Genomic DNA, 21,580 nt, shown 5'->3' on the forward strand with positions numbered 1-21,580 from the left:
ACGGTCGTAGGTATGACGACCATGGTGCGGCAGCGGGTCGACGTCGCCGCGGCCAGGGACCTCGCCGAGGCCCTGCTCACCGACCTGCCGCAGCGCTGGGCACACACCGCGGGCGTGGCCGCCCGGGCCGTCGAGCTCTGCGCCGCCCTGGGCCCCGCGATGTCCCCGGCCGACCGCGACCGCGTCGTCGCCGCCGCCTGGCTGCACGACATCGGCTACGCCGACCCCGTGCGCGACACCGGCTTCCACCCGCTGGACGGCGCCCGGTTCCTGCGGGGCGCCGGCTGGGCCGCCCGGATCAACGCCCTGGTCGCCTACCACTCGGGCGCCTGCTACGTCGCGGAGGTCCGCGGCCTGCACCACGAGCTGGCGGAGTTCCCGCGCGAGCTGTCCCTGGTCGCCGACGCCCTCACGTACGCCGACCAGACCGTCGGCCCGGACGGCACCCGCGTCGACGTCCGCACCCGCATGGCCGAGATGCTGTCCCGCCACGGCGCCACCTCCGACAACGCCCGCGTCCACCACCTGCGCGCCCCCGACATCCTCGCCACCGCCGCCCGCGTCGAACACCACCTCCACCTCGCCACCGCGTAGCACCCTCCGCGCGGCTCAGGTCGCCGCGCGGTCACGGGACCACGCGGACGGCTCGGTAGTCGAAGCCGTCCTGGCCGGGGGACTCCCAGTCGAGGCGGACCACCTGGCCCTGCTCCAGGGCCCGGAACCCGGGCATGTCGATGGCGCTGAAGTGCGCCCAGCACCCGCCCGGCGTGTCCGGCGAGTCAAGGACACCCCAGCCCTCGTCGATCCGCCACTCCCGAGTCGTCGCCGTCGTCGTGCCGGTGCGCACCTGCTCAGTCACCCGCGCAGCGTAAGCCGGACGTGCCGCCACCAACGCGGTTTCCGCAGCACGAACGACCTGGAGTGAATGGTCGTCTGTGCCACTGACAGCGACTGCCGCGCTGCCTTGCGCATGGCTCGTTGTGTAGGAGCAGATTCGCCGCGCAGGCCGGCCAACCGAACACGGTGCGGCGCCCGTTGGTGACAGCGATCCGGTCGCGACGCGCCGCGACCGGATCGTCCGTGCGACGCGTCAGCCGAGAGCGGCCTTCACGTCATCGAGCGTCGCTGGCGTATTCGTTTTGGACACGAACGGTGACGGACCTGCGAATTTGAGTTGTCCGCTCGCATCGACCGTGGCGATCCCGGCGACGTACAGTCCGGCGGCCTTCACCGGCACCGTGGCCGGCTTCGGTGCCGCAAAAATCGCGAACGCGGTGCCGGCCAGTTCGGTCGGACTCTTGAGCCGCGAGTCGGCCTTCTGTACGTTCGCCAACTTGTCATGGGTGTACCCCAGGCGGGGACCCTTCTTGTCTTCTTTGTTCCACTTGCCGCTCAGGTACACGATCGTGAGCGTGGCACCGGGCTTGATGTCGCCCTTGATGACGGAGTCGAGCTTGAACGAGATCGACCCGTAAACCTCTGGCCCTTCGCCGGGGATGTTGCCCTCGGCGTTCGGGTCGACCGGCACCTCGTAGGCCACGTCGTTCACGGCGGTCACCGTCCCGGTCGCAATGACCGGACGCTCGGCGACGAAGGCCTTGAGGCTGTCGAAGGGCACCGACGACCCCTCGTACGCGGTCGCCACCACTGCATCGTTGCCTGCCGCGGGACTTGCGCATCCGCCGAGCAGCACCACAGCCGCCACAGCAATCCACTTACGCACCGTGGCCACCTAACTACGCGACGCGGGAGGTGCCGTAGGCGGCGCCGGCCAGGAGCACGACTCCGCCGATTCCCACCATCCAGCGGGTGCTCCCGTCGCCGTTCGGGTCTTCCACCCGGCCGGTCGGGTCCTTCGGGTCGTACCGGACTTCCATCCGCGCGCCTATCTTGACCTCGGTCGCATCGCCAGTGTTCGACACGTCGGCCTGGACGGTCCTTCCGTCGGCGGTGGTGAACCGAACTTCCGCGAAAGCGCCGCCCTTGGTGTACGACACCGACACGATTTCGCCCGTGGTGACCAGCCCACGTTGCTGCAGGATCCGATGGTCGTAGTGCATCTGGAGCGCGATGCACACGAACACCAGCCCGGCGACGGTGGCCAAGACGATGCCGGCCCACTCCTTCGTGTTGGCGTACGGCGAGCTGTGCCGTGCGCGGCGTCGCCTGGGCAGCGTGGGGCGCGTTTTCAGCCTGGTCAACCTCGTCGCCTGATCGTCCGGCCGCAACCGTCGTCGCCGTTTCCGCTTCCCGGCCATGCGCTCATTATCCGTCGCGAGGCAGCGGCCAACGTGTCAGGACAAGTCACGTCAAGCCGTTGCTCGTGTGGGCCGGTATCGCAGGGCGATCACCCCCGACCGGAACTCATGGCGGTCCACGAGCTCGAGCTGGATGCGTTCGCGCAGGCCGGTGAGCAATGTCGGTCCGTGTCCGGCGAGGACCGGCTGTACAACGAACACGTATTCGTCGATCAGTCCCAGATCTGCCAACGCCAGGGGGAGTGTCACGCCACCCATGAACAGGCCTTCGCCTGGCGCGACCGAAGCGGCTCCATCGCATCGCCGACCGCCGGCACGCTGGCTGGGACGCGTCGCGGCACTCCTTCAGGCCGACCGCTCCGCGGCGCTCTACTCCTCAGCTTGGGGCTGGACAACCGTGCCCGACACGTGGTTGAAGATGGAGACCGCGAGCTGCTGCCGGCCAGCAGCGTCGGCCACCGGCAGGCCGACCTGCTCATCCCGTCCGGCCATGCCCGTGCAGCGTTCCACGATCTCGCCGATCTGATACATCACCCGGACGATCGCCTCGGCCTCGGCCCCCGAATACCAGTACGGGACCGTCACGCCGGCCTCGTCCGCGTACAGGCTGACCTGAATGCCGGTGGGCTCGTGGTCGAGCTCGAAGTAGCCCTCATGCCGACGAACGTCGACGTCGCCCAGGACGCTCCGCGACTCCTCGACGATGCGCTCCCAGGCCGCGCCGTCCGGCGCCTCCAGCGCCTCGTCGTCGTCATCGTCGTCCCAGCCCTCGTCCTCGACGTCCTCAGCGTCGGACGGTGAGGCCGAGTCCTTCAGCAAGAACGTGAGGTCATAGCTCATGTGTTGGCACGGTACCGGGGGCGGCGCCGGTCAAGGCCATCCGCACTGCGCAGTCCTGCTTCGGCGACGAGGCCGGCCCGAGAGCCGAGCAGAACTCGCGGAATCCCCGCACCTGAGTCTGCGCAAGGTGCGGGGTGTGTTAGCTGGAAGCGGGCAGCAGGTCGTGCTGAGTGCTACGCGGTAGTTTGTCGCCGCTGGTGTGGACGCCGTTGGGCTGGATGGTGTCGGAGCGTGCGGCGAATCTGCTGGATAAGGCGAGGATGCCGAAGGCGCCGACGTACAGCAAGGCGCCGACGCTGAGCCAGATCAGCCTCCGCGGCGCGTTCTGCGGTCCGGCCGCTTCTTGCGGGCGGCTCGGGTCGGCGGGCGTCGCGGGTGCCCGCCGACCGACGCTTGGGTGGGGCGGTCAGGTCAGGGTGGCCGTGTCGATCACGAACCGGTACCGCACGTCGGAGGCGAGGACCCGTTCGTAGGCGTCGTTGACCTGGTCGATGCCGATGACCTCGATGTCGGCGCCGATGCCGTGCTCGGCGCAGAAGTCGAGCATCTCCTGCGTCTGCGGCAGCCCGCCGATGATCGAGCCGGTGAGGATGCGCCGTTGCAGGCTCAGCGAACCGGAGTGCACCTGCATCGGCTCGGGCGGTCCGCCGACACTGACCAGCACCCCGTCGACGACCAGCAGCGACAGGTAGGCGTCCAGGTCGACCGGGGCGCTGACCGTGTTGATGATCAGGTCGAACGTCCGGGCCAGGGCGGTGAACGTGTCCGGGTCGGCGGTGGCGTAGTAGCCGGACGCGCCGAGCGCCAGGCCGTCCTCGCGCTTCTTCAGCGACTGCGACAGTACGGTGACGTCGGCGCCCATCGCGTGGGCGAGCTTGACCGCCATGTGCCCCAGCCCGCCGAGGCCGACGACGGCGACCCGCTTGCCCGGCCCGGCGCCCCACCGTTGCAGCGGCGAGAAGGTGGTGATCCCGGCGCACAGCAGCGGCGCCGCGACGTCCAGGCCGATGCCGTCGGGGATGCGGCAGACGAATCGCTCGGTGACGACGACGGACTGGGCGTAGCCGCCTTGGGTGGGCCGCCCGTCCCGGCCGACGCCGTTGTAGGTGGGGGTGCTGCCGTTGAGGCAGTACTGCTCCTCGCCGCGTTCGCAGCTGGAGCATTCGCCGCAGGAATCGACGAGGCAGCCGACGCCGACCCGGTCACCGACGGCGAACCTCGTGACGTTCGCACCGACTTCGGTCACGATCCCGGCGATCTCGTGGCCCGGCACGACCGGGTAGTTGGCCGGGCCCCACTCGCTGCGCACGGTGTGGATGTCGGAGTGGCAGATCCCGGCGAACCTGATGTCGATCCGCACATCGAGCGGCCCGACATCGCGCAGTTCGATCGGGTGCGGCCTGAGCGGTTCGGTGGCGGACAGCGCGGCGTAGGCAGCGACGGTCGTAGGCATGACGAACGGAACTCCAATGAACTCGACAAACGACGGTGGCCGGCGTGCGATGGCCGACCGCTGGGCTTCTTCCAGGGAACCTGGATCGGCGAGGCGGTGGCAGAGTCTGCGAGAGGGGTACCGCCAGTGACTCCTTCGCCGATTGCCGACCTCGTACCGTAGATGACGTGGGAGAACCCAAGAAGGTCGCCGCCGACGTGCGCCAGCAGCTGCGCGAGTTCCTGGCCACCCGCCGGGCGCGGCTCACGCCCGAACAGGCGGGCCTTCCCGTCTTCGGCGGCAACCGCCGGGTCAAGGGCCTGCGCCGGGAGGAGGTCGCCACCCTCGCCGGGATCAGCGTTGAGTACTACATCCGCCTCGAACGCGGCGAAGCCCACGGCGTGTCCGAATCCGTCCTCGACGGCATCAACCACGCACTGCAGCTCAACGAGGCCGAACGCGCCCACCTCCTCGACCTGGTCCGCGCCAGCGGTGGCACCCGCCCCCTCAAGCTCGTCACCGCCCGACAAAGCCTGCGCCCACCGATCCAGCGCATCCTCGATTCGATGACCACCACCCCGGCCGTCGTCTACTCCGGCCGTCTGGACGTCATCGGCACCAACGCCCTCGGCCGTGCCCTCTACGCCCCCATGTACGACGACCCGGTCCGGCCGGTCAACACCGCACGGTTCGCGTTCCTCAACCCGGCCGCCCGCACCTTCTGGCACGACTGGGACAAGATCGCCAACGATTCCGCCAACCTGCTGCGCGCCGAGGCCGGCCGCAACCCCTGCGACAGCGACCTCACCGCACTCGTCGGAGAGCTCTCCACCCGCAGCGAAGACTTCCGCATCCGCTGGGCCCGCCACGACGTCCGGCTCCACACCACCGGCGTCAAACGCGTCCACCACCCCGTCGTCGGCGACCTCGAACTACCCTACGAAGCCACCCCCCTCGCCGCCGACCCCGGCCAGACCCTGCTCATGTACACCGCCGAGCCCGGCACCCCCAGCGAAGACGCCCTCCACCTCCTCGCCAGCTGGGCAGCATCCGAAGCGCCCACCAACCGCAGCGCCAAGTCCGGGCGCGGCTGACCAACCGACACCGCGGCACCGCCCACCGGCCCGTTCGAACCCACCTGTGATGATCACAAGACGACGTTCATCGGCCCTTGCTGTCCCTTCCAATATACTTCAAGCGTGTACTGAAACCTATGCGCAGTTTACTTCAAGCAAAGAGTAAACGCGGGTTGGAGATGCTTCACACTTGGAGTATGTTGGGGTGATGGACGGCGCCCCGGAGGTCGCAGAGCCGCAGTGGCTCGACCCCGATGAGCAGCAGCACTGGTATGCGTTCGCCTACGTGCTCACCCAACTGCCCGCCGCACTGGAGGCGCAGATGCAGCGGGACGCGGGCATCTCCCACTTCGAGTACGTGGTGCTGTCCGCGTTGTCGATGGCGCCGGAGCGCACGCTGCGGATGAGCGAGGTCGCCCAGTACGTCGGCAGCACGCTGTCCCGGCTGTCGAACGTGGTGATCCGGCTGGAGAAGCGCGGCTGGGTGAGCCGGCACCCCGACCCGGCCGACGGGCGCGCCACCCTGGCGACGCTCACCGGCGACGGCATGGCCAAGGTCGCGATCGCCGCACCCCGCCACGTCGCCGCCGTGCGCCGGCTGGTCATCGACCCGCTGACCAAGGCGCAGCAACGTCAGCTCGGCGCCGTCTCCCAGCGGCTGCTCGCCGCCCTGAACGCGCCATGCCCCACCGAATGGGCACCGCCCGGCGCGGCCGTGCCGGCCGAGCACGGCTGACCCGTCCGCGTCGCGCATTCCCACTCACCCGGCCGTCCGGCCGGGGCTACACCTCTGAAGGAGCTTCGCCATGCCCACCATCGCCATCGTCGGAGCCGGGCCGGGTCTCGGTCTGTCCATCGCCAAGGTCTTCGGCGGCCACGGATTCGATGTCGCCCTCATCTCGCGTAGCAAGGACAAACTCGACGCCCTGGTCGCCGAACTCAACGCCGTCGGGATCACCGCAGAGGGGTTCCCTGCCGACGCCGCAGTCGCCGCCCAGGTCACCGCCGCGCTGCAGCACGCGATCACGCGGTTCGGGCGGATCGACGTGCTGGAGTACTCCCCGCACGCGGGCCTGACCATGACCGCACCCAAAGACGTGACCCTCGAATCGCTGCGCCAGCCGATCGACAGCCTCCTGTACGGCGCGGTCGCCGCGGTCCAGGCGGTGCTGCCCGCCATGATCGTGGCCGGATCCGGCACGGTGCTGTTCACCACCGGCGGCGGCGCGATCAACCCGTACCCGATGCTCGCCGACGTCAACATCGCCCAGGCCGGCCAGCGCAACTGGGCCATCAACCTGCACAACACCCTCGCCGACCAGGGCGTCTACGTGGCGAGCGTGGCCATCAACCTGATGATCGGCACCCAGGCCCCAGACGGCGTCCCCTATCGCGCGCCGGACGAGATCGCCCTCGACTACTGGACCTTGCACACCACCCGAACTCAGGCCGAGCACTTCATCGGCGCCTGACTACCTGCCCATCACCTGCCCACCGTCCTCCCGTGGCTGGTGGCGACGAGTCGGTCTCTTGCCCGGCCGGCAGATTGACCAGGATCAGGACATGATGCGCGTTGCTGCCGTCTCCGCCATCCGTCGCGCAAAGTCACACATGTACCTGCCAGACTGAGTTGGCCATTGCAACGGTGAGTTGGCCAGACAGCCCAGACTGATCGACGGGCATCGTGGATAATGTGACGGTGGACGATCCCTCGGTCTCGGTGAGGCATGCCACCAGCAGCGACGCCGCGACGGTAGCCGAGCTTGCAAGTCGGCTCGCACAGTCGTTCCCGTTCTCCCGAATGCGGTTCGATGCCAACTACGCCGCCCTGCTGAACACGGATGATGCCTGTCTGCTGCACACTGATGGAGGCATTCGAACGGTGGGCCGTGAGCCGGAACTGCAGCCTTGTCACGCTTGCCACCCGACGGGCGGCGCCGTTCTACGTCGCGCTCGGGTACGAGGAGTCGGCGGCCTATCTGAGGAAGGTGCTGCGTGAGCCCGCAGCACAGTGACGGCTCGGCCGTGGCGCGCGTCGCCGCGGAACGGAGGGAGGAACGGTGATGACAACCGCGCAGGTGCTGGCCTTCGGCGGCGTTGTCGCCCTCGGTGCGATGTCGCCTGGACCGGACTTCGCCGTCGTGATGCGCCGCTCGGCCCTTGCAGGCCGCGCGCACGGCATGGCGACAGCGGTGGGCGTCGCCGCCGGGGTCTTCGCCTGGGCGATTGCCGCCGCCACCGGCGTTGCGGCACTGGTCGCCATGAGCTCCGTCGCCTTCACCATCATCAAGCTTGTAGGCGCGGGCTATCTGGTCTACCTGGGTGTCAACGCACTGCGCTCGGCATGGCGCTCGCGCGACGTCCGAGCCGATCCAGACGCCGAGCGCACCGCTGGCTCAGGTCTGTGGGGATCGTTCCGTGACGGTCTGCTGTGCAATGCGCTCAACCCCAAGGCGGCGATCTTCTTTGTCGCGCTCCTGCCCCAGTTTCTTTCGGCCGATGCCGGCCTCGTCCCGATGCTGACGTTGTCACTGATCGCCGTGGTCATCACGGCCGCCTGGTTCCTCACCGTGGCGAATCTGGTCGCCGCGGCGCGCCGGGTGCTCTCCCGACCGGCCGCACGTCGTTTCATCGACGGGATGAGCGGCACGGCGCTGATCGGCCTCGGGGTCCGGCTCGCGTTCACCACCGCCAGGTAAGTCCATCCCAGTCACCCCTCGCTCGATCTGCCGCTGCGCCCATCAGCTGGAACCCTCAGCTCGGACCGAGTCGAACTTCCGTCATCGGCACGAGCCCGTCGCCGGTTTCGACGACCGCCTCGCGCAGTGCGTTCCACCGTTCACATGGCATCACCAGTCGCCTGTTGCGTCATGCCGCATGTGTACGACGAAGCTTGCCACCTCTTCGATGGCGTCCGCCGAGAGCGGCGTCAGGTCCCAGACCAGTCCACCGATGTGTGATCTGTAGTCCGGGGTGGGCTCGTTGCCTGACGGTGTGGGCACTGCACTGAGCGCCGCCAGGTCGTCGGGGCGCAGGTCGAGCACGTCGCCGAGGTAGAGCAGCCACACCGGTTTTGGGGGGAAGTACCCGAGGATGAGCCGGCGGAGCAATGCCTCCGCCCAGCCGATGACATGACACACGCTCGTGTCGTCGAGGTTCCGGACGAGCATGAGCCGTTCGAGCACCGCGCCGAACGTCACGGTCGCCGGTGGCGCTGCCTGCTGGCGCGGGTTGGGCGATGGGGGCAGTGCGCGGGCGTACTGGCGGATCGGACCTATTTCCTTGGCGGTCAGCCGGCAGGTTCCCTGGAGCACATGCTGAACCTGGCGTTTCGCAGTGGGGTCGGCCGGCATCAGATCGGCTGGTATCGGCAGGCCGGCGATCGCGAGCATGTCGGCGAGGCGCCATCCGAGGTTATCGGCAAACTCGGGTAGCCGTTCCTGGTCCGGCACTGCGACGCCGCGGTGTGCTGCCAGCCGACGCAGTAGCACGCTGTCCACGTCGGCACGATAGCCGAACACTGTCTCGACAGCGCCACGACTGCTCATCGGCAGTTCAGTGAACGCCGGTCTTCCCCGGGCTTGCGAATCCCATACGGAGAGTCACACCGGCGCGGATGACGGCGCGCTCGTCCGGCGGCATGAGTGCGCACGTGATCAGGCGGAACGTGAGCCCATGTGTCACAAGGTCACGATCAGGTCCGCCGTCCACCAGTGCGGCCGGTTCTGCGTCCACCTGGCGACGTACCGCTGCTCGGTGATCTCCTCAACCTCGGCCAGCAGTTGTGCCTGCGCTTCCTCCGGGGCCGCCTCCGCTGAGGCATCAAGCATGCCGTCGAGGACCCCCTTGTCGTTGTAGACGGCGTAACGCCACTGCCCCTTCGGGTTGTAGAGCACCAGCACGCGAGCGGTCGCCTTCCATGCATGCCGTCTTGGATCGATCACGTGCTCCACGATGCCAGCTGGACCCCACCACCCACTCATCGGCTTCTTACCGGATCATGGATGTCTGCGGGAAGCTGAGACGGAGTGTCGGCGCGGTCATTGGGTCGGTTTTTGGAGTCCTGGCGTTGGCGTTCAGGCTGAGCACTGCGGTCAGCAATGTGATCCTCGACCTCGGGTCACCGGCGTCCCGTCGGATCCGCTCGACTGTTGCTGAACTGCTCCAGCAGGTCAACGGCGGTGGCGGCGCCGTCGCGCTCGCGGATCTGCTCCCCGAGCCGGCGCGCGGCCGTGCGGTGTGGGCCGTCGGCGAGCAGCGCCGTTACGGCCGCGCGGATGGTCTTCGGCCGCGCCGACTTGGCCAGCATCCGGCCCGCGTCGTGCCGGACCAGCGCGCGGCCGATGGCGGCCTGGTCCATGAGCGGGTGCATCGGCAGGACGAGGAGCGGGATTCCATAGGACAGGGCGCGGGCGGTGGTGCTGTGCCCGCCATGGCCGATCACCAGCGACGTTTCCGGCATGACCGTTGCGTGGTCGAGGTAGCGGTGGACTGCGGCGTTGCCCGGCACCCGCAGGGAGGCCGGATCGATCGAGGGCCCGGTGGTGACGACCACGTCGGTGTCCAGGCCGTCGACGGCGTCGAGGATCCGCTGCAGGGCTTTGTCCTGACCGGGGAACCGGGTGGTGCTCAGGCTGACGAGCACGCGGGGCGGCACGGTGGGCTCGGCCGGGCGGGGCGTGCCGCCTGCTGGCACCTGCCAGACCGGGCCGATGTGATGCACGCGTGAGGGTGCCGGCGGACCCGCGGGCGGCTCGAAGTCCGCGCGCACCGTCACCAGGCTCAGCGCGGGCGAGGCCAGGACGGGCCGCATCCGGATGCCGCGCAGGCGCAGGATCGCGCCGACCGGGCCGCGCGCCTCGGCGTGGAAGAAGCTCCAGAGGGTGTGCACGAGCGAGACGGTCGGCAGGCCGGCCCGCACGAGCTCGTCGAGCCCGCCGAGCAGCAGGCAGTCCACGACGACCACGTCGGTGGGCTCGGCGCGGGCCAGCCGGACGGCGTCGGTGCCGATGCCCCGGTCGGCGAAGACCGCGGTCAGGTCGCGCAGGCGGACAGGGTGCTGCGCGGTGCCGCCGAATCGTATTGCCGGCCCTCGCGCACGGTCTCGAAGCGGAACCCGGCGCGCTCGATGGCGGCGCGCTGCGGTTCGTGGCCGAGGAACCGTGCGCTCCCGCCGCGCCGCACGATCTCGCGGGCGATGCCGAGCGCGGGCGGCAGGTTTCCGCCGGCGTCGACGGTGGCGAAGAGTGCGTCCACGGTGCTCGCTCCTCCTTGCGGGTCATTTGCCGACGAGGATCGCGGTGACCAGGGCATGCATCCGGGCCTGCGTGGTCGCGGCGTCGAGACCGCGGTCGCGGCGCAGCAGCTTCCACGCGTAGACGTCGGTGGCGACCACGAGCAGGTCAATCAGCGTGTCCCGGTCGCCCCCCGCCGCGTCGAGCTGCGGCCGGAAGACGTCCTCGACCCAGCGGCGGTGCAGCAGTTTGCCCGGCCCGACGACGGCGGCGATGCGCGGGTCGTGCTCCTGGCCGAGCAGCCGCAGGACATAGTCACCGCGTCGCTCGTAGTGGGCGACGATGACCGCGAGCGCGCCGGCGACGTCGCCGACCGGCGCGCGGCGCTCCTCCTCGACGTCGGCGGAGGCGAGCCGCACCGCCTCGTCGAGGAGGTTGTCCCGGCTGCCGAAGTGCCGCAGCACGGTCTGCACGCTCGTGCCGGCGCGGGAGGCGACCTCGTCGAGCGTGATCTCGATCGTCATCTTCTCCTCGCTCAGCTCGAGTACGGCGCGCAGCACCCGCAGGTGCGTCGCCGCCTTCGCGTCAGCGCGCGCCCGCATGGTGTAGGTGCGTGGGGCGTCCATCCGTGCTCACGCTACGCCGCGCGAGAATTTGATGTCAACGAGTACTAACGCGAAATAGTAGGGCGCACTCCGGCCGGCAAACCGGCGACCGGAATGGCTACGGCGAGCCTGACCAGCAGGCAAGCGGCGCGCCAGCCCGCGGGTGGCGGCCTGCAGCACGCCCACGACGAACGACCGGCGGTCGCTCCTAGGTAGCCGGCGCACCGGGCCTTCACGGACAACGTGATGGACACCTGCGTGCTCGCAGCGCGCGATCGGCGGGTCGATATCGAGATACGGATGGCCATGATTCACGTACGTCGATAGGGCGATGGTCTTGCATGATCCGGGTTCCTCAATTCGGCACGAGCGAGCGCCGAAGCCGTGATTCGATGTGCCTGTCCACCGCCACGAAGCGTGACGATCTACAGGACCTCGACGCGCGAGACCCGCGGCATGACCGGACACCTGATCAGAGGTGCGATGCCGCTGGAGGTGTCTGGCGCGTGATCACAGCGAGGAAGCGGGGCTTCAGCGCTTCGACGCGGGTGTTACGCCAGCACGCAGCAGTGGCATGATGTAACGACATAGTTGATGCTGGAAGTGTTCATGCCTCGCCGATCAGCGAGTCAGATCAGGATGCAGTCGTCCTGCCGCCGCCGCTGGTATCTGGTCCCCGCATCACGCGTGCCGTTGCCCACCAGCCTGTCAACCTCGACCGAGCACCAGATACGCGACTTCGAACGTCGTCACGGCCTCGACTCCGACCAGGTCGCACGAGCGTTGCTTCGGTGGACCGGTTGGGCCCGATGCCCGCGGCCAGACCGATGGCGTTACGGATGGCAGTTCAGCCCACCTTTTGCCGACGATCGTGCGTTGCTGGAGGCTCTGCTCGCCGAACTCCGTCGACCAGCACGCCGACAGCTCTGGCCGATCGTGGCGACGCTGGACGCGCGCTACCGCGCCGTGACGGTTCCCGATCCCTTCACGCCCGCCTACCTGCCATGGTGGCGCCGCCGGACAGAACTTTGACTCCGGACGCCCTCGCCCTTGGCCCCTTCCGGACGGTCAAATAGCCGGTCCGCCCATCATTGTTGCAGCAGATGGTCGATACCGCGCGGATGCGCTCGCGGGCGTCGTCGCGCGGTACACCGGCCATCAGATGAGCGATGATGGTCGCTGGTCAGGGAGCCTCCTCGACGAGCGGGCCGACTCCCGCCGCCGGTGTCGGCCAGCCCGGCGGAAGCACTGACCGCAGAACGTCGAACACCCGCCGGGCGGCGGCATGGTCGTAGTCGGCCAGCCGCCCGGTCGCCTGCGCCCAGACACCACCCGGGGGCAGCGCCACGACCTCGTGGAACGTCTCACTGTCGAGGCCGACCAGCAACCGCTCCAGCAGCGACTCAACGCCGTAGTGCCCGTCCAGCTCGAGCGATACCTCACCGTAGGCCGGATCGCTCACCGCTGCCACACCAGCTGGGGCCACAACAGCACATCCAGCCACGAACGCCAGACAGCCTGTAACTACGACGAGTCCGACGCCGACCATCAGGCCGGCTTTGGCCGCATAGTACTTCCAGTCCGGGCCGCCTGAGATTGGCGTCTTCGGCGTCTTGGTCGAAGAGTTGCAGCTGGTGCCGCACGGGTAGTACATCCGCAAAGCGGCGGAATAGTCGAAGGTGCAGTTGGACCGCGACCACGATCACGTCGGGCGGAAACCGGAACCCGGCGAACGCCGCCCGTGGCGACGGGGACGCACGTCGGCCGATCTGGAGCTTCACCGGTCAAGCCTGCCTGACCAGGGAGCGCCCCAATGCAATGGACCCCATCAGGCTCGTCAGATCCACTCGACGCCGCGGCTCTCAACGAACCAACTCGTCACATGTGCCGCCACCATGACGACACCCACCGACCACACCGACCAGGTCCAGAACGAATCCAGCGACGGCAGCACCCAGGCCAGGCCGAACACCGGCACCGCAGGGACCAGCATGAGAAACGCCATCCACATCGCGAACCGACTGCGCCACCCCGGATACATGTCCTGCGTCAGGTACCGCTGCCACCGCCACAGCCGGTCGTCGCCGGCCGTCTCGACGATGACGGGCCGGACATGTTCGTCGATGTAGGCGCCGACGCCCTTCGCGTGCACGGTGTACTGCTGGTACAGCAACCCAAGTGCGACCGACACGAACGGCGCGACCAGCAGGAGCTTCGTCGGCACAGCGTTCCCGGCCCCAACTGCTTCACCGTCGTCGAGGACGGCGTCACCGACCTGCCAGATCTGGTCCACCACGTCCGCGACTACCGCAACATCGTCGGGTCGGGTATGCCCAGAACAGGTCACGGGACAGGCCGAGCACGAAACCGTACGCACCCGTCACTGGCCGATTCTCGCGATCGGTCCCGCCTGTCAGGCGCCGGTCCTGCAAACGTCGTCGAGCCCGTCGCGGCAGATGTGTGCACGCCGGTCACTGGGCGGTGTGGTTGCGCTATTGCTACATTGCGGCCGTGCATGATGAGCCGGACCCGTCCGTCGAGCCGGCCCGGTGGGTGGCGCTGGCCGAAGAACTGACGGCGCGTCCGTTCCCGACCACGCCGACCGGAGCCGACAACTGGGTCGTCGGCCAGGCGCAGAGTGGACCGGATCGTCACTTCGCGCCGCTCGCGTCGAGCGAGATCCTTGAGGATGCGCCGGGCGAGCGGTGGGCCGAGGTCGAAGACGATTTTGAGCGGCGGCGCGGCGCGGTTGTCAGCGCACTTACTGCCGCTTGGGGCGAGCCGCGGACCTATTCGTTCGATCGCGACTTCGACCGGCTCATCGCCGGTGAAGCGCTGCCGACGGTGATCCAGGACCTCACGTACTGCTCGTTCGGCCATCACGCAGACACATGGCGGCGCGGCGACCGTACGGTATGCGTCGTCCTCGGCCAGGTCGACAAGCATTTCCCGATCATGGTCCTGCTTGCGGTCATCATGCAGCCGCTGCCATGAGCCGTGGGTCGTCTCTCGCCAAAGCGGCATTGAGCAGGTGAACTCGGATTGCCATGGCGCGCACCCGGTCAAGTCGCGTCGCGCGCCCAGCGGCATGACAGCGCACGTGATCTCAAGGCAGCCTGCTTCGCCCACGGTCTGGCCATTGGTTGCGGTCGCAGTCTCCGCGCGCCTCGCCCGCCGCACATGCCTCGACCTCGTCGAGCTTCGCCCCGAGGTGCTCGACGGGTGCATTGCCGCCGTAGGAGTCAGTTCAGGAAGTGCAGTTCGTTGCCGTCGGCGTCGTAGGTGACGACGTTGCCGGGCGGCCAGATCGAGACACCGCCGTCCCAGTTGACGATCCGGACCTCGTTGTCGGCGCTGGCGTCCTCGACCACGGCGGTCATGGACTGGCCGCCGACCAGGTCGTAGGTCATGCCGGTCGGCTCGAACATCACCGTGAACGGCGCGTCGTGGTCGGCCTCGACCTTGATGACGAGACCGCTGAGCGACGTTACGGGCTTGGGTTCCCGAGACATGCCCTCAACCTACCCACCGCGACCTGGCGGACCGAACGCGATCCAGAAGGTGGCGGAGGGTGAGAGTCTGAACTCGCTGGGCCTGCGAACGAGCACCAGGTGCGGCATGAGCGGACGTCACGACGATTGGCGCTACAACTCGCCGTGGCTCGAGGCGACCGTTCGCCCCCTCGCCGTCATGAACGACCTGCTCACAGCGGCGGGCACGCCGGTTCGTGTCTTCACGCTCTCTGCGGGCGAAAACGACGGTCTGGCACTACTGCTGGACCCGGCGGTCGTTGGCGGCAGGCCGAACGCGATACGGGAGGGCCGTACTCGTGGTGGCCTGGCGATCGGGGGGCGACCTGGATGTCATGGCCCAGCTGTCCGGCTCATCGGGTGCGGCTGAGGGCCGCGTTGAGGTGGTCGAGATGGCGTGCGACGGGGCCGGCGGTGAGCATGCCGCTGCCGGCCCCGGCCAGCTCGTTGGCGGCCGGCGTGAGTTCGGTCCGGGCGCGTTTCATCACCGTCCGGTCGTCCAGGGCGATTGCGGCCTTGGCGGTGAGGCACCACAGGGCCTCGAACAGCAGGTCGCGCGGCGGATCCGGGGCCTGACGCAGCGCCGCGGTGGCATTGGCCCGGCGGTCCCGGGCCAGCAGGACGAGCGGGCGCACCCAGGGTGTGTAAGGGCCCCAGTCGGTGTCATCTTCGAAGCGGATCGGCTCGCCGTGCCACACGCGCAGGCACAGCAGGGCCAGCGGTAGGAGGCCCCGCTCGACACCGGGCATGCCGGCGTTGGCGAGCTGTGCCGCGGCGTCGCGGTAGGCGGCTTCCGCGGCCTGTGGCGACGGCCCGGTCGCGGCGAGTCGCAATGCGCGGTACCACTGGGTGAACACGCCGACCAGCGGGCGGTCGTGCCGCTCGGCGAGCCGGTCCGCTGCGGCGGCGTGCTGGTCGCCGGTGGCGAAGTCCGCGAGCGCGCTGCGGGCCTGTAGCCGGACGAGATGACCGAGGATCTCGAACGTCGCCAGGCCGTGCCGGGCGGAGAGCGCGACCAACTCCGCACCGATCTCGTCCCGCTCGGGAGCCAGGCCCGCGCGGTGAAAGGTCTGCATGAACACGCCGTTCAGGGCGAAGGCCAGCAGGGCCGGGTCGCCCAGGTGGCGCGCGATCCGCTCCGCCTCCCGGGCCGCCTCGGGCCCGCGCGCCGCGCGCGTACCGCGTGACTCCACCGCGATCGTGGCCAGCAGGCGAGCTCGGGTGGTCTCGGACGAGCCGGGGTGAACGGCGGTCAGGGCCCGCTCGGCCGCGGCGACGATCTGCGCCGCCTGCGCCGGATCATCCGAGCGTGTCCAGATCGCGGGTACGTCGTAGCCGCCGATTACCCGGGCGGTGAGCTCGGGATCGCCCAGCTGCTCGGCCGCGGCGATGGCGGCGATCCGCTGCTCCCGCGCCGCCTCGAGTCCGCTCGCCCCCGTCACGGCGAGACTTCGCAGCAAACCGACGGTGGACTCCAGTCGAGCCCCGGAACCGGACGCCACGGTACGGTCGTATGCCGCCGCGGTCTCCGCCCAGACCCGTTCCGGTCCCAGGGAACCAGGACCTTCGCTGACCCGGTCGGCCTGGCGGAGGATGTCGGTCTCCAGGCGGCGCAGTCGCGGGCCCGGATCGATGCCGAGCTGTTCCAGGAGTAGGCCGCGGGCTCGGCGCAGTACCGCAAGTGCATCACCCTGGCGCCCCGCGCGGGACAGCGCAAGCGCCAGCAGCCGCCACGCCTCCTCCCGCCACGGATGCTCGGCCACGTGCGCGTCGAGATCCGGTACGACGTCGGAGGCACGCCCGACAGCCAGTCGCGCCTCGGCCCGCTGCTCGATCGCATTCAGCCGTAGCTGTTCGAGGCGGGAGCGCTCGACGCGGGCCCACGGCTCGTCGTCGAAGCCGGCGAACGCCGGCCCCCGCCACCAGCTCAGGGCACGATCGAGCCGCTCGAGTGTCTCGTGCGGGGGCGCCGTGGACGCGGCGGCGACCGCGTCCTCGAACCGCCAGGCGTCGACCGCGTCGGGCGCCGCCCGAAGCGCGTAGCCCGGGCCCTCGGTGACCAGCAACCGAGCCGGCTCGCGCGGTGGACGCTGCGGCTCCAGCGCGCGCCGCAGCGCCGCTACGAACGTGCGGATCGCGCCGACCGCGCCCGGTGGAGGCTCCTGCCACAGGTCGTCGACGAGGTGGCCGACCGGTACGACCCGGCCGCGCGCGATGACGAGCCGCGCCAGCACCGCGCGGTGTCTCGGCCCTTTCAGGTCTATCGGCGTGCCGACGCCGTCCCAGGCGACAACCGGCCCGAGAACACCGAACCTGACCTGCACTGATCGAACCGTCCTTCCGCGCCTGGGCACAACCTGTCGCGCTCATCGTTTGCTCATCCGCGACCGGCACGCTGACATCGTCCACCCGACGAGAAGAGGACGATCATGACTTTTGCCATTCCCGGGTTCGGCTACCAGCGTGTCGCGGTCGACGATGACGTGACACTCAACGTAGCGGTGGGAGGTACGGGCCGCCCGATCGTGCTGTTGCACGGCTTTCCGCAGACCCACGTCATGTGGCGGCACGTCGCCGCCGACCTGGCCGCCGACCACACCGTGATCTGTCCCGACCTGCGCGGCTACGGCGCCAGCGACAAGCCCGCCGCGCGCGACGGCGACACGTACTCCAAGCGGACCATGGCCGCCGACATCGTCACCCTCGCCGGCAAGCTCGGCCACGAGCGCTTCGCTCTGGCCGGACACGACCGCGGTGCCCTCGTCGCCATCCGCGCCGGCCTCGATCATCCCGCTACGATCACCCACCTCGCCATCCTCGATGTCCTGCCGACCCTGGACATGTGGGACATCCTGCACGGGACTACCGCCGCGGTCGCGTTCCACCTGTACCTGATGGCCCAGCCACCCGGCCTGCCCGAGCAGATGATCAGCGCCAGTGCGGACGCCTTCTTCGGCTACTTTCTCGACGTATGGGCGCAGAGCCCGCAGGCCATTCCTGCGGACCTGCGGGCGGAGTACCTGAAGGCATCCCGGGAGGCGGTTCCCTCCATCATCGCCGACTACCGCGCCTCGGCCGGCATCGACATCGAACACGACCAAGCCGACCGAGCAGCCGGGAGCCGGCTGACCATGCCGGTCACCGTCGTCCAGCAAGACTGGGGAGCCGCACTCGGCTACGACGCCGCCGCGCTGTGGCGCACCTGGGCCACCGATCTGGAGCACCGCACCACCACGGCCGGGCACTTCATGGCCGAGGAAGCACCTGACGAGATCATCAAAGTGCTTCGCTCCCTGCTCGCACGGTAGCGAATCGCCTGCACGCCGACAGCGCGGTGACGCGCTCAATTGCCGCTACTCGGCCCCGGCGACGCGCGTGCCTACCTGGCGGCGTTGGTACCGCGGCTGCGCCCGTTCTGGGCGGCGCGGACGGCGCGCCCGTTGGAGGCCGGTCAACTCGACCCGGCGACCGACCCCCGGCCGAACGGGTTGCAGGCGGGGAAGCAGCCGTAGTCCTGCAGCGGCCGCGGCTCGTTTGGTGCCGAGCAAGGCGCGATGCCAGCGCAACATGTTGGAACGCCATGGTGAGGGAGGCGGTTCCGAGCTCAGGCCCAGAGCGTTGGCAAATGTTCGTTCGCATTGTGTCGTACCGCTCCGTCGGCCCGGTGCCGAAGCGCCGGGCAACCGCTCGACGAGCCGAGCGCCGCTGTGTCAGGACGCCGGGACTTGCGCCGGTCTGCCACGATGCGCCGCATGTCCGAGGAGCCGATCTTCGACCGGGACGCGGCGCGCCGCCTTGCCGACGCCGGGCAGTGGGGCGGCCTGCGCCGGCTCCTGGCCGCCACGGCCGACACCGAATTCGGGCCGGTGAACGCCCGGTGCCACGCGCACGAGACGCACGGCTCGATCGACGATTACCTCGACGAGGTCGAGCCCGCCCGCCGGCACGCCGCCGAGCTGACCGACGCCGCCGTCTCCGCCGGTCGGCCGGCACCCGCTCTCCACGACGAGATCTGGTTCGGGCTGGTCACCGCGGGTCTGCGCGGACGACGCTACGGCATCAGCGCCGACCTGCTCGAGCTGGCGGTGACCGAAGGCATCTGGACCTCGCATCGGGCGCTCGCGCAGCTGCACCGTGACGGCCGGCTCGTCCCGGGGCACGGCAGGTCCGTCCTCCAGCTGCTCCCGCACGTGCCGGAGGACGACCGGCGACGGCTGATCGCCCTGGCGTCGGCCAGTACCGCGGCCGCCGAACACGACTACGCCCGGGTCTACGGATGGGTCGACCTGCTGCCGCATCTGACGCCCGAGGAGAGGGCCGCGACGACCGCGAGGATCCTGGACGAGCTCCTCGCCATGGACGAGTTCACGTTCCAACACCTGCTGCCCGTCGCCGCCCCGCACCTGTCGCACGATGAGCTGCGGCAGGCGTTGGCCGCCGCGGCCGATCATCACCCGGGGCTCTGGTGCGCGCTCGTGGCCGAGGTCGCGCCGCTGCTGTCCTGGGAGCTGGTGCTGCAAGCCATGGAGAGGCTGCACACGCTGGAGTACCCGGCATGGCGGGCCAAGGTCTTGGCCGCGTTCCTGCCGCGCCTGCCGGCCGACCTGCACGCCCGGGCCGTCGCCGACATCCTGGACGCTGCCGCTGACTGTCACGAGGAACTCCGGGAGCAGCTGCTCGCCAGCATCGTCGCGCACCTGTCGGCCGAGCAGCTCGATCGTGCCGCGGTCGTCGCCGTCGACAGCGCATATCCGGCATACCGGGTGCGGATGTTGGCCGTGCTCGTCCCGCACGCGCCGGACCGGTGGCTGCCGCAGCTGTTCTCCACTGCTCTGGAAACCGCCAACGAACAGGCGCGGGCGCATCTGCTGGCCGCGCTGGTGCCGCGCCTACCGGATGGTCCACGCCGCAAGGCCTTCGCCTCCGCGTCCGAGCTGGCCGGCCCGTGGGCGCGGGCGCACCTGCTGACGGCGCTCGTACCGCAGCTGCCGGACGGCACCCGGGGCATCGTCATCGACCGTGCGCTGGCCGCGGCGGCCGCCGTCGATCACCAATACCGGCGGGTCACGACATTGCGGGCCCTGATCCCGTACCTGTCACCCGAGCGCCTCGACTCGTGGCTCGACACCGCGCTCGCCGAGATGGCAGCGTGCCCGGACGCCGTCGACCTTCAGCTGATCGCCGAACATCTGGCGGACCGGCACTGGCCCTCCGTGTTCACCGCGGTGACCGCTGCCGGACGCGACCAGGAGCGGCTGCTGCACGCCTTCGTCCCGCACCTGCCGGACGATCAGCTCGAATCGGCGCTGTCGCTCGCCACGACCATCCTCCGCGGGTACGAGCTGCAAGCGGTGATGACGGCGCTCGCTCCGCGACTCCCGCCCGAGCGTCGCGTCGCGGTGCTGCGCAAGGCCCTCGCCGACGCGACGGTCGTCATCGGCGACGCGTACGAGCGGGCGCCGGTGCTCGCCGCGCTCGTGCCCCACCTGCCGACGGACCGGCTGCCGGAGGTCCTCGCCGCCGGTGACGCGCTCCGCGACCCGTTGCGCCGGGCGGAGGCGCTGGTCGAGGTGGCCCTGCGCCTGCCCGCCGCGCTGCCTCAGGCCCTCGACGCCGTCTCGGCGGTCAAGTTCCCGGGGCACCGGGCCGCGTTGCTGACCCGGCTCGCCCCGCACCTGCCCGCTGACCTGCTCCGACGGGCCGGGCCCGCCCCGCTCGCGCCGGTCGGGGACCAAGAGCATGACGTCGCTGTCGCGTTCGAGGAGGCAATCGCCGCCCAGCACGCGGACGCGCTGAGCGACAACCTGCCGCCGCTGCTGCCGCGGCTGTCCGCGGACCAGCTCGAGCGTGCCCACGCCGCCGTCCTCGCGCTCGACCTCGCAGCCGATCGGGCGACGACGCTCGCGGCGCTGGTGCCGTGGTTGCCGGTGGGCCGGCGCGCGGGCGTGCTCCGGGAGGCCCTCGACGCGGCCGGCGAGATCGTCGACACGCACTGGCGGATACGCACCCTGGCCGGGTTGGCCCCGCTGCTGCCCGTCGCCGCCCGCGATTTGCTCATCGCCGACGCGCTGGCGTTGACCCTCAGCACCGCCGTCGACGAAAACTCGCGCCCACAGACACTGGTCGCGCTCGGCCCGGTGCTGTCCGAAACGCAGCTCGACCGGGCGATGGCCGCCGCCGTCGCGTTCGACGACGACAACGATCGGCGGCAGGCCATGGATGGCCTCGCGTCGCACCTGCCGCCACCGCTCGTCACCCGGTACGCCGGCGTGGCCGCGCGGGACACCTTCACCATGACGGCGATGGCGCGACGGGCATCGGCGATCGTGACGGCCGAGCCGAGCCAGGCGCACGTGGCGCTCACGGTGCTGCGGGCCGGGCTCGCCGCGCCGGAGCGCCGCATCGCGTACGCGGCCCTCGCCGAGCTCACCGGGTTCGTGGCGGCGGTCACGGACGGCGACCTCGGGCCCACTCTCGACGCGGTGCTGCAAACGGCCGCGTGGTGGCGCTGACCCGGCCCGAATCCGGGTGAGGCCGCATGATCGTCCCGCTACGGCGGTGGCCAACCGCTCAGGCATCGCGGCCATGATCACCGCGGTGCCGGT

Annotated in this window: 24 protein-coding genes; 9 read left to right on the plus strand and 15 right to left on the minus strand. The window is 69.9% G+C overall.

What is annotated here, in order from left to right; all coding sequences use genetic code 11:
* The first annotated feature begins 12 nt into the window (after positions 1–12).
* The gene (locus ABZ321_RS45970) at positions 13–594 is read left to right on the plus strand and encodes an HD domain-containing protein (RefSeq protein ID WP_354902464.1); all 582 of its coding nucleotides are present in this window, start codon (positions 13–15) and stop codon (positions 592–594) included.
* Positions 595–625: 31 nt separating this feature from the next.
* Here the strand turns inward: ABZ321_RS45970 and ABZ321_RS45975 are convergent, their stop codons facing one another.
* The 6 genes from ABZ321_RS45975 to ABZ321_RS46000 form a co-directional block, all read right to left on the minus strand.
* The gene (locus ABZ321_RS45975) at positions 626–859 is read right to left on the minus strand and encodes a cold shock domain-containing protein (RefSeq protein WP_354902467.1); all 234 of its coding nucleotides are present in this window, start codon (positions 857–859) and stop codon (positions 626–628) included.
* A gap of 231 nt (positions 860–1,090) precedes the next feature.
* Complete coding sequence (locus ABZ321_RS45980; protein WP_344507106.1) at positions 1,091–1,723, minus strand: hypothetical protein; 633 nt, start codon at positions 1,721–1,723, stop codon at positions 1,091–1,093.
* 13 nt (positions 1,724–1,736) lie between these two features.
* Positions 1,737–2,258, minus strand: coding sequence for a DUF3592 domain-containing protein (locus ABZ321_RS45985; RefSeq protein WP_354902470.1), 522 nt, complete (start codon positions 2,256–2,258; stop codon positions 1,737–1,739).
* Between the two features lie 51 nt (positions 2,259–2,309).
* Positions 2,310–2,507, minus strand: coding sequence for a hypothetical protein (locus ABZ321_RS45990; RefSeq protein ID WP_354902473.1), 198 nt, complete (start codon positions 2,505–2,507; stop codon positions 2,310–2,312).
* Between the two features lie 120 nt (positions 2,508–2,627).
* Complete coding sequence (locus ABZ321_RS45995) at positions 2,628–3,098, minus strand: hypothetical protein (RefSeq protein ID WP_344507102.1); 471 nt, start codon at positions 3,096–3,098, stop codon at positions 2,628–2,630.
* A gap of 406 nt (positions 3,099–3,504) precedes the next feature.
* Positions 3,505–4,551 carry an NAD(P)-dependent alcohol dehydrogenase gene (locus tag ABZ321_RS46000; RefSeq protein ID WP_354902476.1) on the minus strand — a complete coding sequence of 349 codons (1,047 nt, stop codon included), beginning with the start codon at positions 4,549–4,551 and terminating at the stop codon, positions 3,505–3,507.
* Positions 4,552–4,718: 167 nt separating this feature from the next.
* On the opposite strand from ABZ321_RS46000, the gene ABZ321_RS46005 reads away from it, so the two are divergent.
* From ABZ321_RS46005 to ABZ321_RS46020, 4 genes are all read left to right on the plus strand, one after another.
* Positions 4,719–5,624: a helix-turn-helix transcriptional regulator gene (locus ABZ321_RS46005; protein WP_354902479.1), complete on the plus strand. Its 906-nt coding sequence runs from the start codon at positions 4,719–4,721 to the stop codon at positions 5,622–5,624.
* 190 nt (positions 5,625–5,814) lie between these two features.
* Complete coding sequence (locus ABZ321_RS46010) at positions 5,815–6,342, plus strand: MarR family winged helix-turn-helix transcriptional regulator (RefSeq protein WP_354902482.1); 528 nt, start codon at positions 5,815–5,817, stop codon at positions 6,340–6,342.
* A gap of 70 nt (positions 6,343–6,412) precedes the next feature.
* Positions 6,413–7,078 (plus strand): SDR family NAD(P)-dependent oxidoreductase, encoded by a 666-nt coding sequence (locus ABZ321_RS46015; protein ID WP_354902485.1) that lies wholly within the window; start codon positions 6,413–6,415, stop codon positions 7,076–7,078.
* A 591-nt stretch (positions 7,079–7,669) separates the two neighbouring features.
* A complete protein-coding gene (locus ABZ321_RS46020; protein WP_354902488.1) occupies positions 7,670–8,305 on the plus strand; it encodes a LysE family translocator in 636 nt (211 codons plus the stop codon).
* 150 nt (positions 8,306–8,455) lie between these two features.
* On the opposite strand, the gene ABZ321_RS46025 is transcribed toward ABZ321_RS46020, so the two are convergent.
* From ABZ321_RS46025 to ABZ321_RS46045, 5 genes are all read right to left on the minus strand, one after another.
* Positions 8,456–9,106: a hypothetical protein gene (locus tag ABZ321_RS46025; protein ID WP_354902490.1), complete on the minus strand. Its 651-nt coding sequence runs from the start codon at positions 9,104–9,106 to the stop codon at positions 8,456–8,458.
* 180 nt (positions 9,107–9,286) lie between these two features.
* Positions 9,287–9,559 (minus strand): hypothetical protein, encoded by a 273-nt coding sequence (locus tag ABZ321_RS46030; RefSeq protein WP_354902492.1) that lies wholly within the window; start codon positions 9,557–9,559, stop codon positions 9,287–9,289.
* A 167-nt stretch (positions 9,560–9,726) separates the two neighbouring features.
* Positions 9,727–10,572 carry a nucleotide disphospho-sugar-binding domain-containing protein gene (locus tag ABZ321_RS46035; protein ID WP_354902495.1) on the minus strand — a complete coding sequence of 282 codons (846 nt, stop codon included), beginning with the start codon at positions 10,570–10,572 and terminating at the stop codon, positions 9,727–9,729.
* Between the two features lie 68 nt (positions 10,573–10,640).
* On the minus strand, positions 10,641–10,862 hold the full coding sequence (locus tag ABZ321_RS46040) for a hypothetical protein (protein ID WP_354902496.1): 222 nt from the start codon (positions 10,860–10,862) through the stop codon (positions 10,641–10,643).
* Positions 10,863–10,884: 22 nt separating this feature from the next.
* Positions 10,885–11,466 (minus strand): TetR/AcrR family transcriptional regulator, encoded by a 582-nt coding sequence (locus ABZ321_RS46045; RefSeq protein ID WP_344507083.1) that lies wholly within the window; start codon positions 11,464–11,466, stop codon positions 10,885–10,887.
* Between the two features lie 573 nt (positions 11,467–12,039).
* Here ABZ321_RS46045 and ABZ321_RS46050 point away from each other — a divergent pair.
* Complete coding sequence (locus tag ABZ321_RS46050; RefSeq protein ID WP_354902497.1) at positions 12,040–12,477, plus strand: hypothetical protein; 438 nt, start codon at positions 12,040–12,042, stop codon at positions 12,475–12,477.
* Positions 12,478–12,628: 151 nt separating this feature from the next.
* Here ABZ321_RS46050 and ABZ321_RS46055 read toward each other — a convergent pair whose 3' ends face one another.
* On the minus strand, positions 12,629–12,907 hold the full coding sequence (locus tag ABZ321_RS46055) for a hypothetical protein (protein ID WP_354902499.1): 279 nt from the start codon (positions 12,905–12,907) through the stop codon (positions 12,629–12,631).
* A gap of 375 nt (positions 12,908–13,282) precedes the next feature.
* Positions 13,283–13,741: a hypothetical protein gene (locus tag ABZ321_RS46060; RefSeq protein ID WP_354902501.1), complete on the minus strand. Its 459-nt coding sequence runs from the start codon at positions 13,739–13,741 to the stop codon at positions 13,283–13,285.
* 215 nt (positions 13,742–13,956) lie between these two features.
* Between ABZ321_RS46060 and ABZ321_RS46065 the strand changes: the two genes are divergently transcribed.
* A complete protein-coding gene (locus tag ABZ321_RS46065) occupies positions 13,957–14,439 on the plus strand; it encodes a hypothetical protein (RefSeq protein ID WP_354902504.1) in 483 nt (160 codons plus the stop codon).
* Positions 14,440–14,687: 248 nt separating this feature from the next.
* Here the strand turns inward: ABZ321_RS46065 and ABZ321_RS46070 are convergent, their stop codons facing one another.
* Complete coding sequence (locus ABZ321_RS46070) at positions 14,688–14,957, minus strand: hypothetical protein (RefSeq protein WP_354902506.1); 270 nt, start codon at positions 14,955–14,957, stop codon at positions 14,688–14,690.
* A 371-nt stretch (positions 14,958–15,328) separates the two neighbouring features.
* Positions 15,329–17,299 (minus strand): BTAD domain-containing putative transcriptional regulator, encoded by a 1,971-nt coding sequence (locus tag ABZ321_RS46075; protein ID WP_354902509.1) that lies wholly within the window; start codon positions 17,297–17,299, stop codon positions 15,329–15,331.
* Between the two features lie 105 nt (positions 17,300–17,404).
* Here ABZ321_RS46075 and ABZ321_RS46080 point away from each other — a divergent pair, with 105 nt between their 5' ends.
* Both ABZ321_RS46080 and ABZ321_RS46085 read left to right on the plus strand, forming a co-directional pair.
* Positions 17,405–18,283: an alpha/beta hydrolase gene (locus ABZ321_RS46080; RefSeq protein ID WP_354902512.1), complete on the plus strand. Its 879-nt coding sequence runs from the start codon at positions 17,405–17,407 to the stop codon at positions 18,281–18,283.
* Between the two features lie 444 nt (positions 18,284–18,727).
* Positions 18,728–21,487 carry a hypothetical protein gene (locus ABZ321_RS46085; RefSeq protein WP_354902514.1) on the plus strand — a complete coding sequence of 920 codons (2,760 nt, stop codon included), beginning with the start codon at positions 18,728–18,730 and terminating at the stop codon, positions 21,485–21,487.
* Positions 21,488–21,580: the final 93 nt, after the last annotated feature.

Origin of the sequence: Dactylosporangium sp. NPDC006015 (assembly GCF_040614215.1) — a bacterium.
Taxonomy (GTDB): Bacteria; Actinomycetota; Actinomycetes; order Mycobacteriales; family Micromonosporaceae; genus Dactylosporangium; species Dactylosporangium maewongense.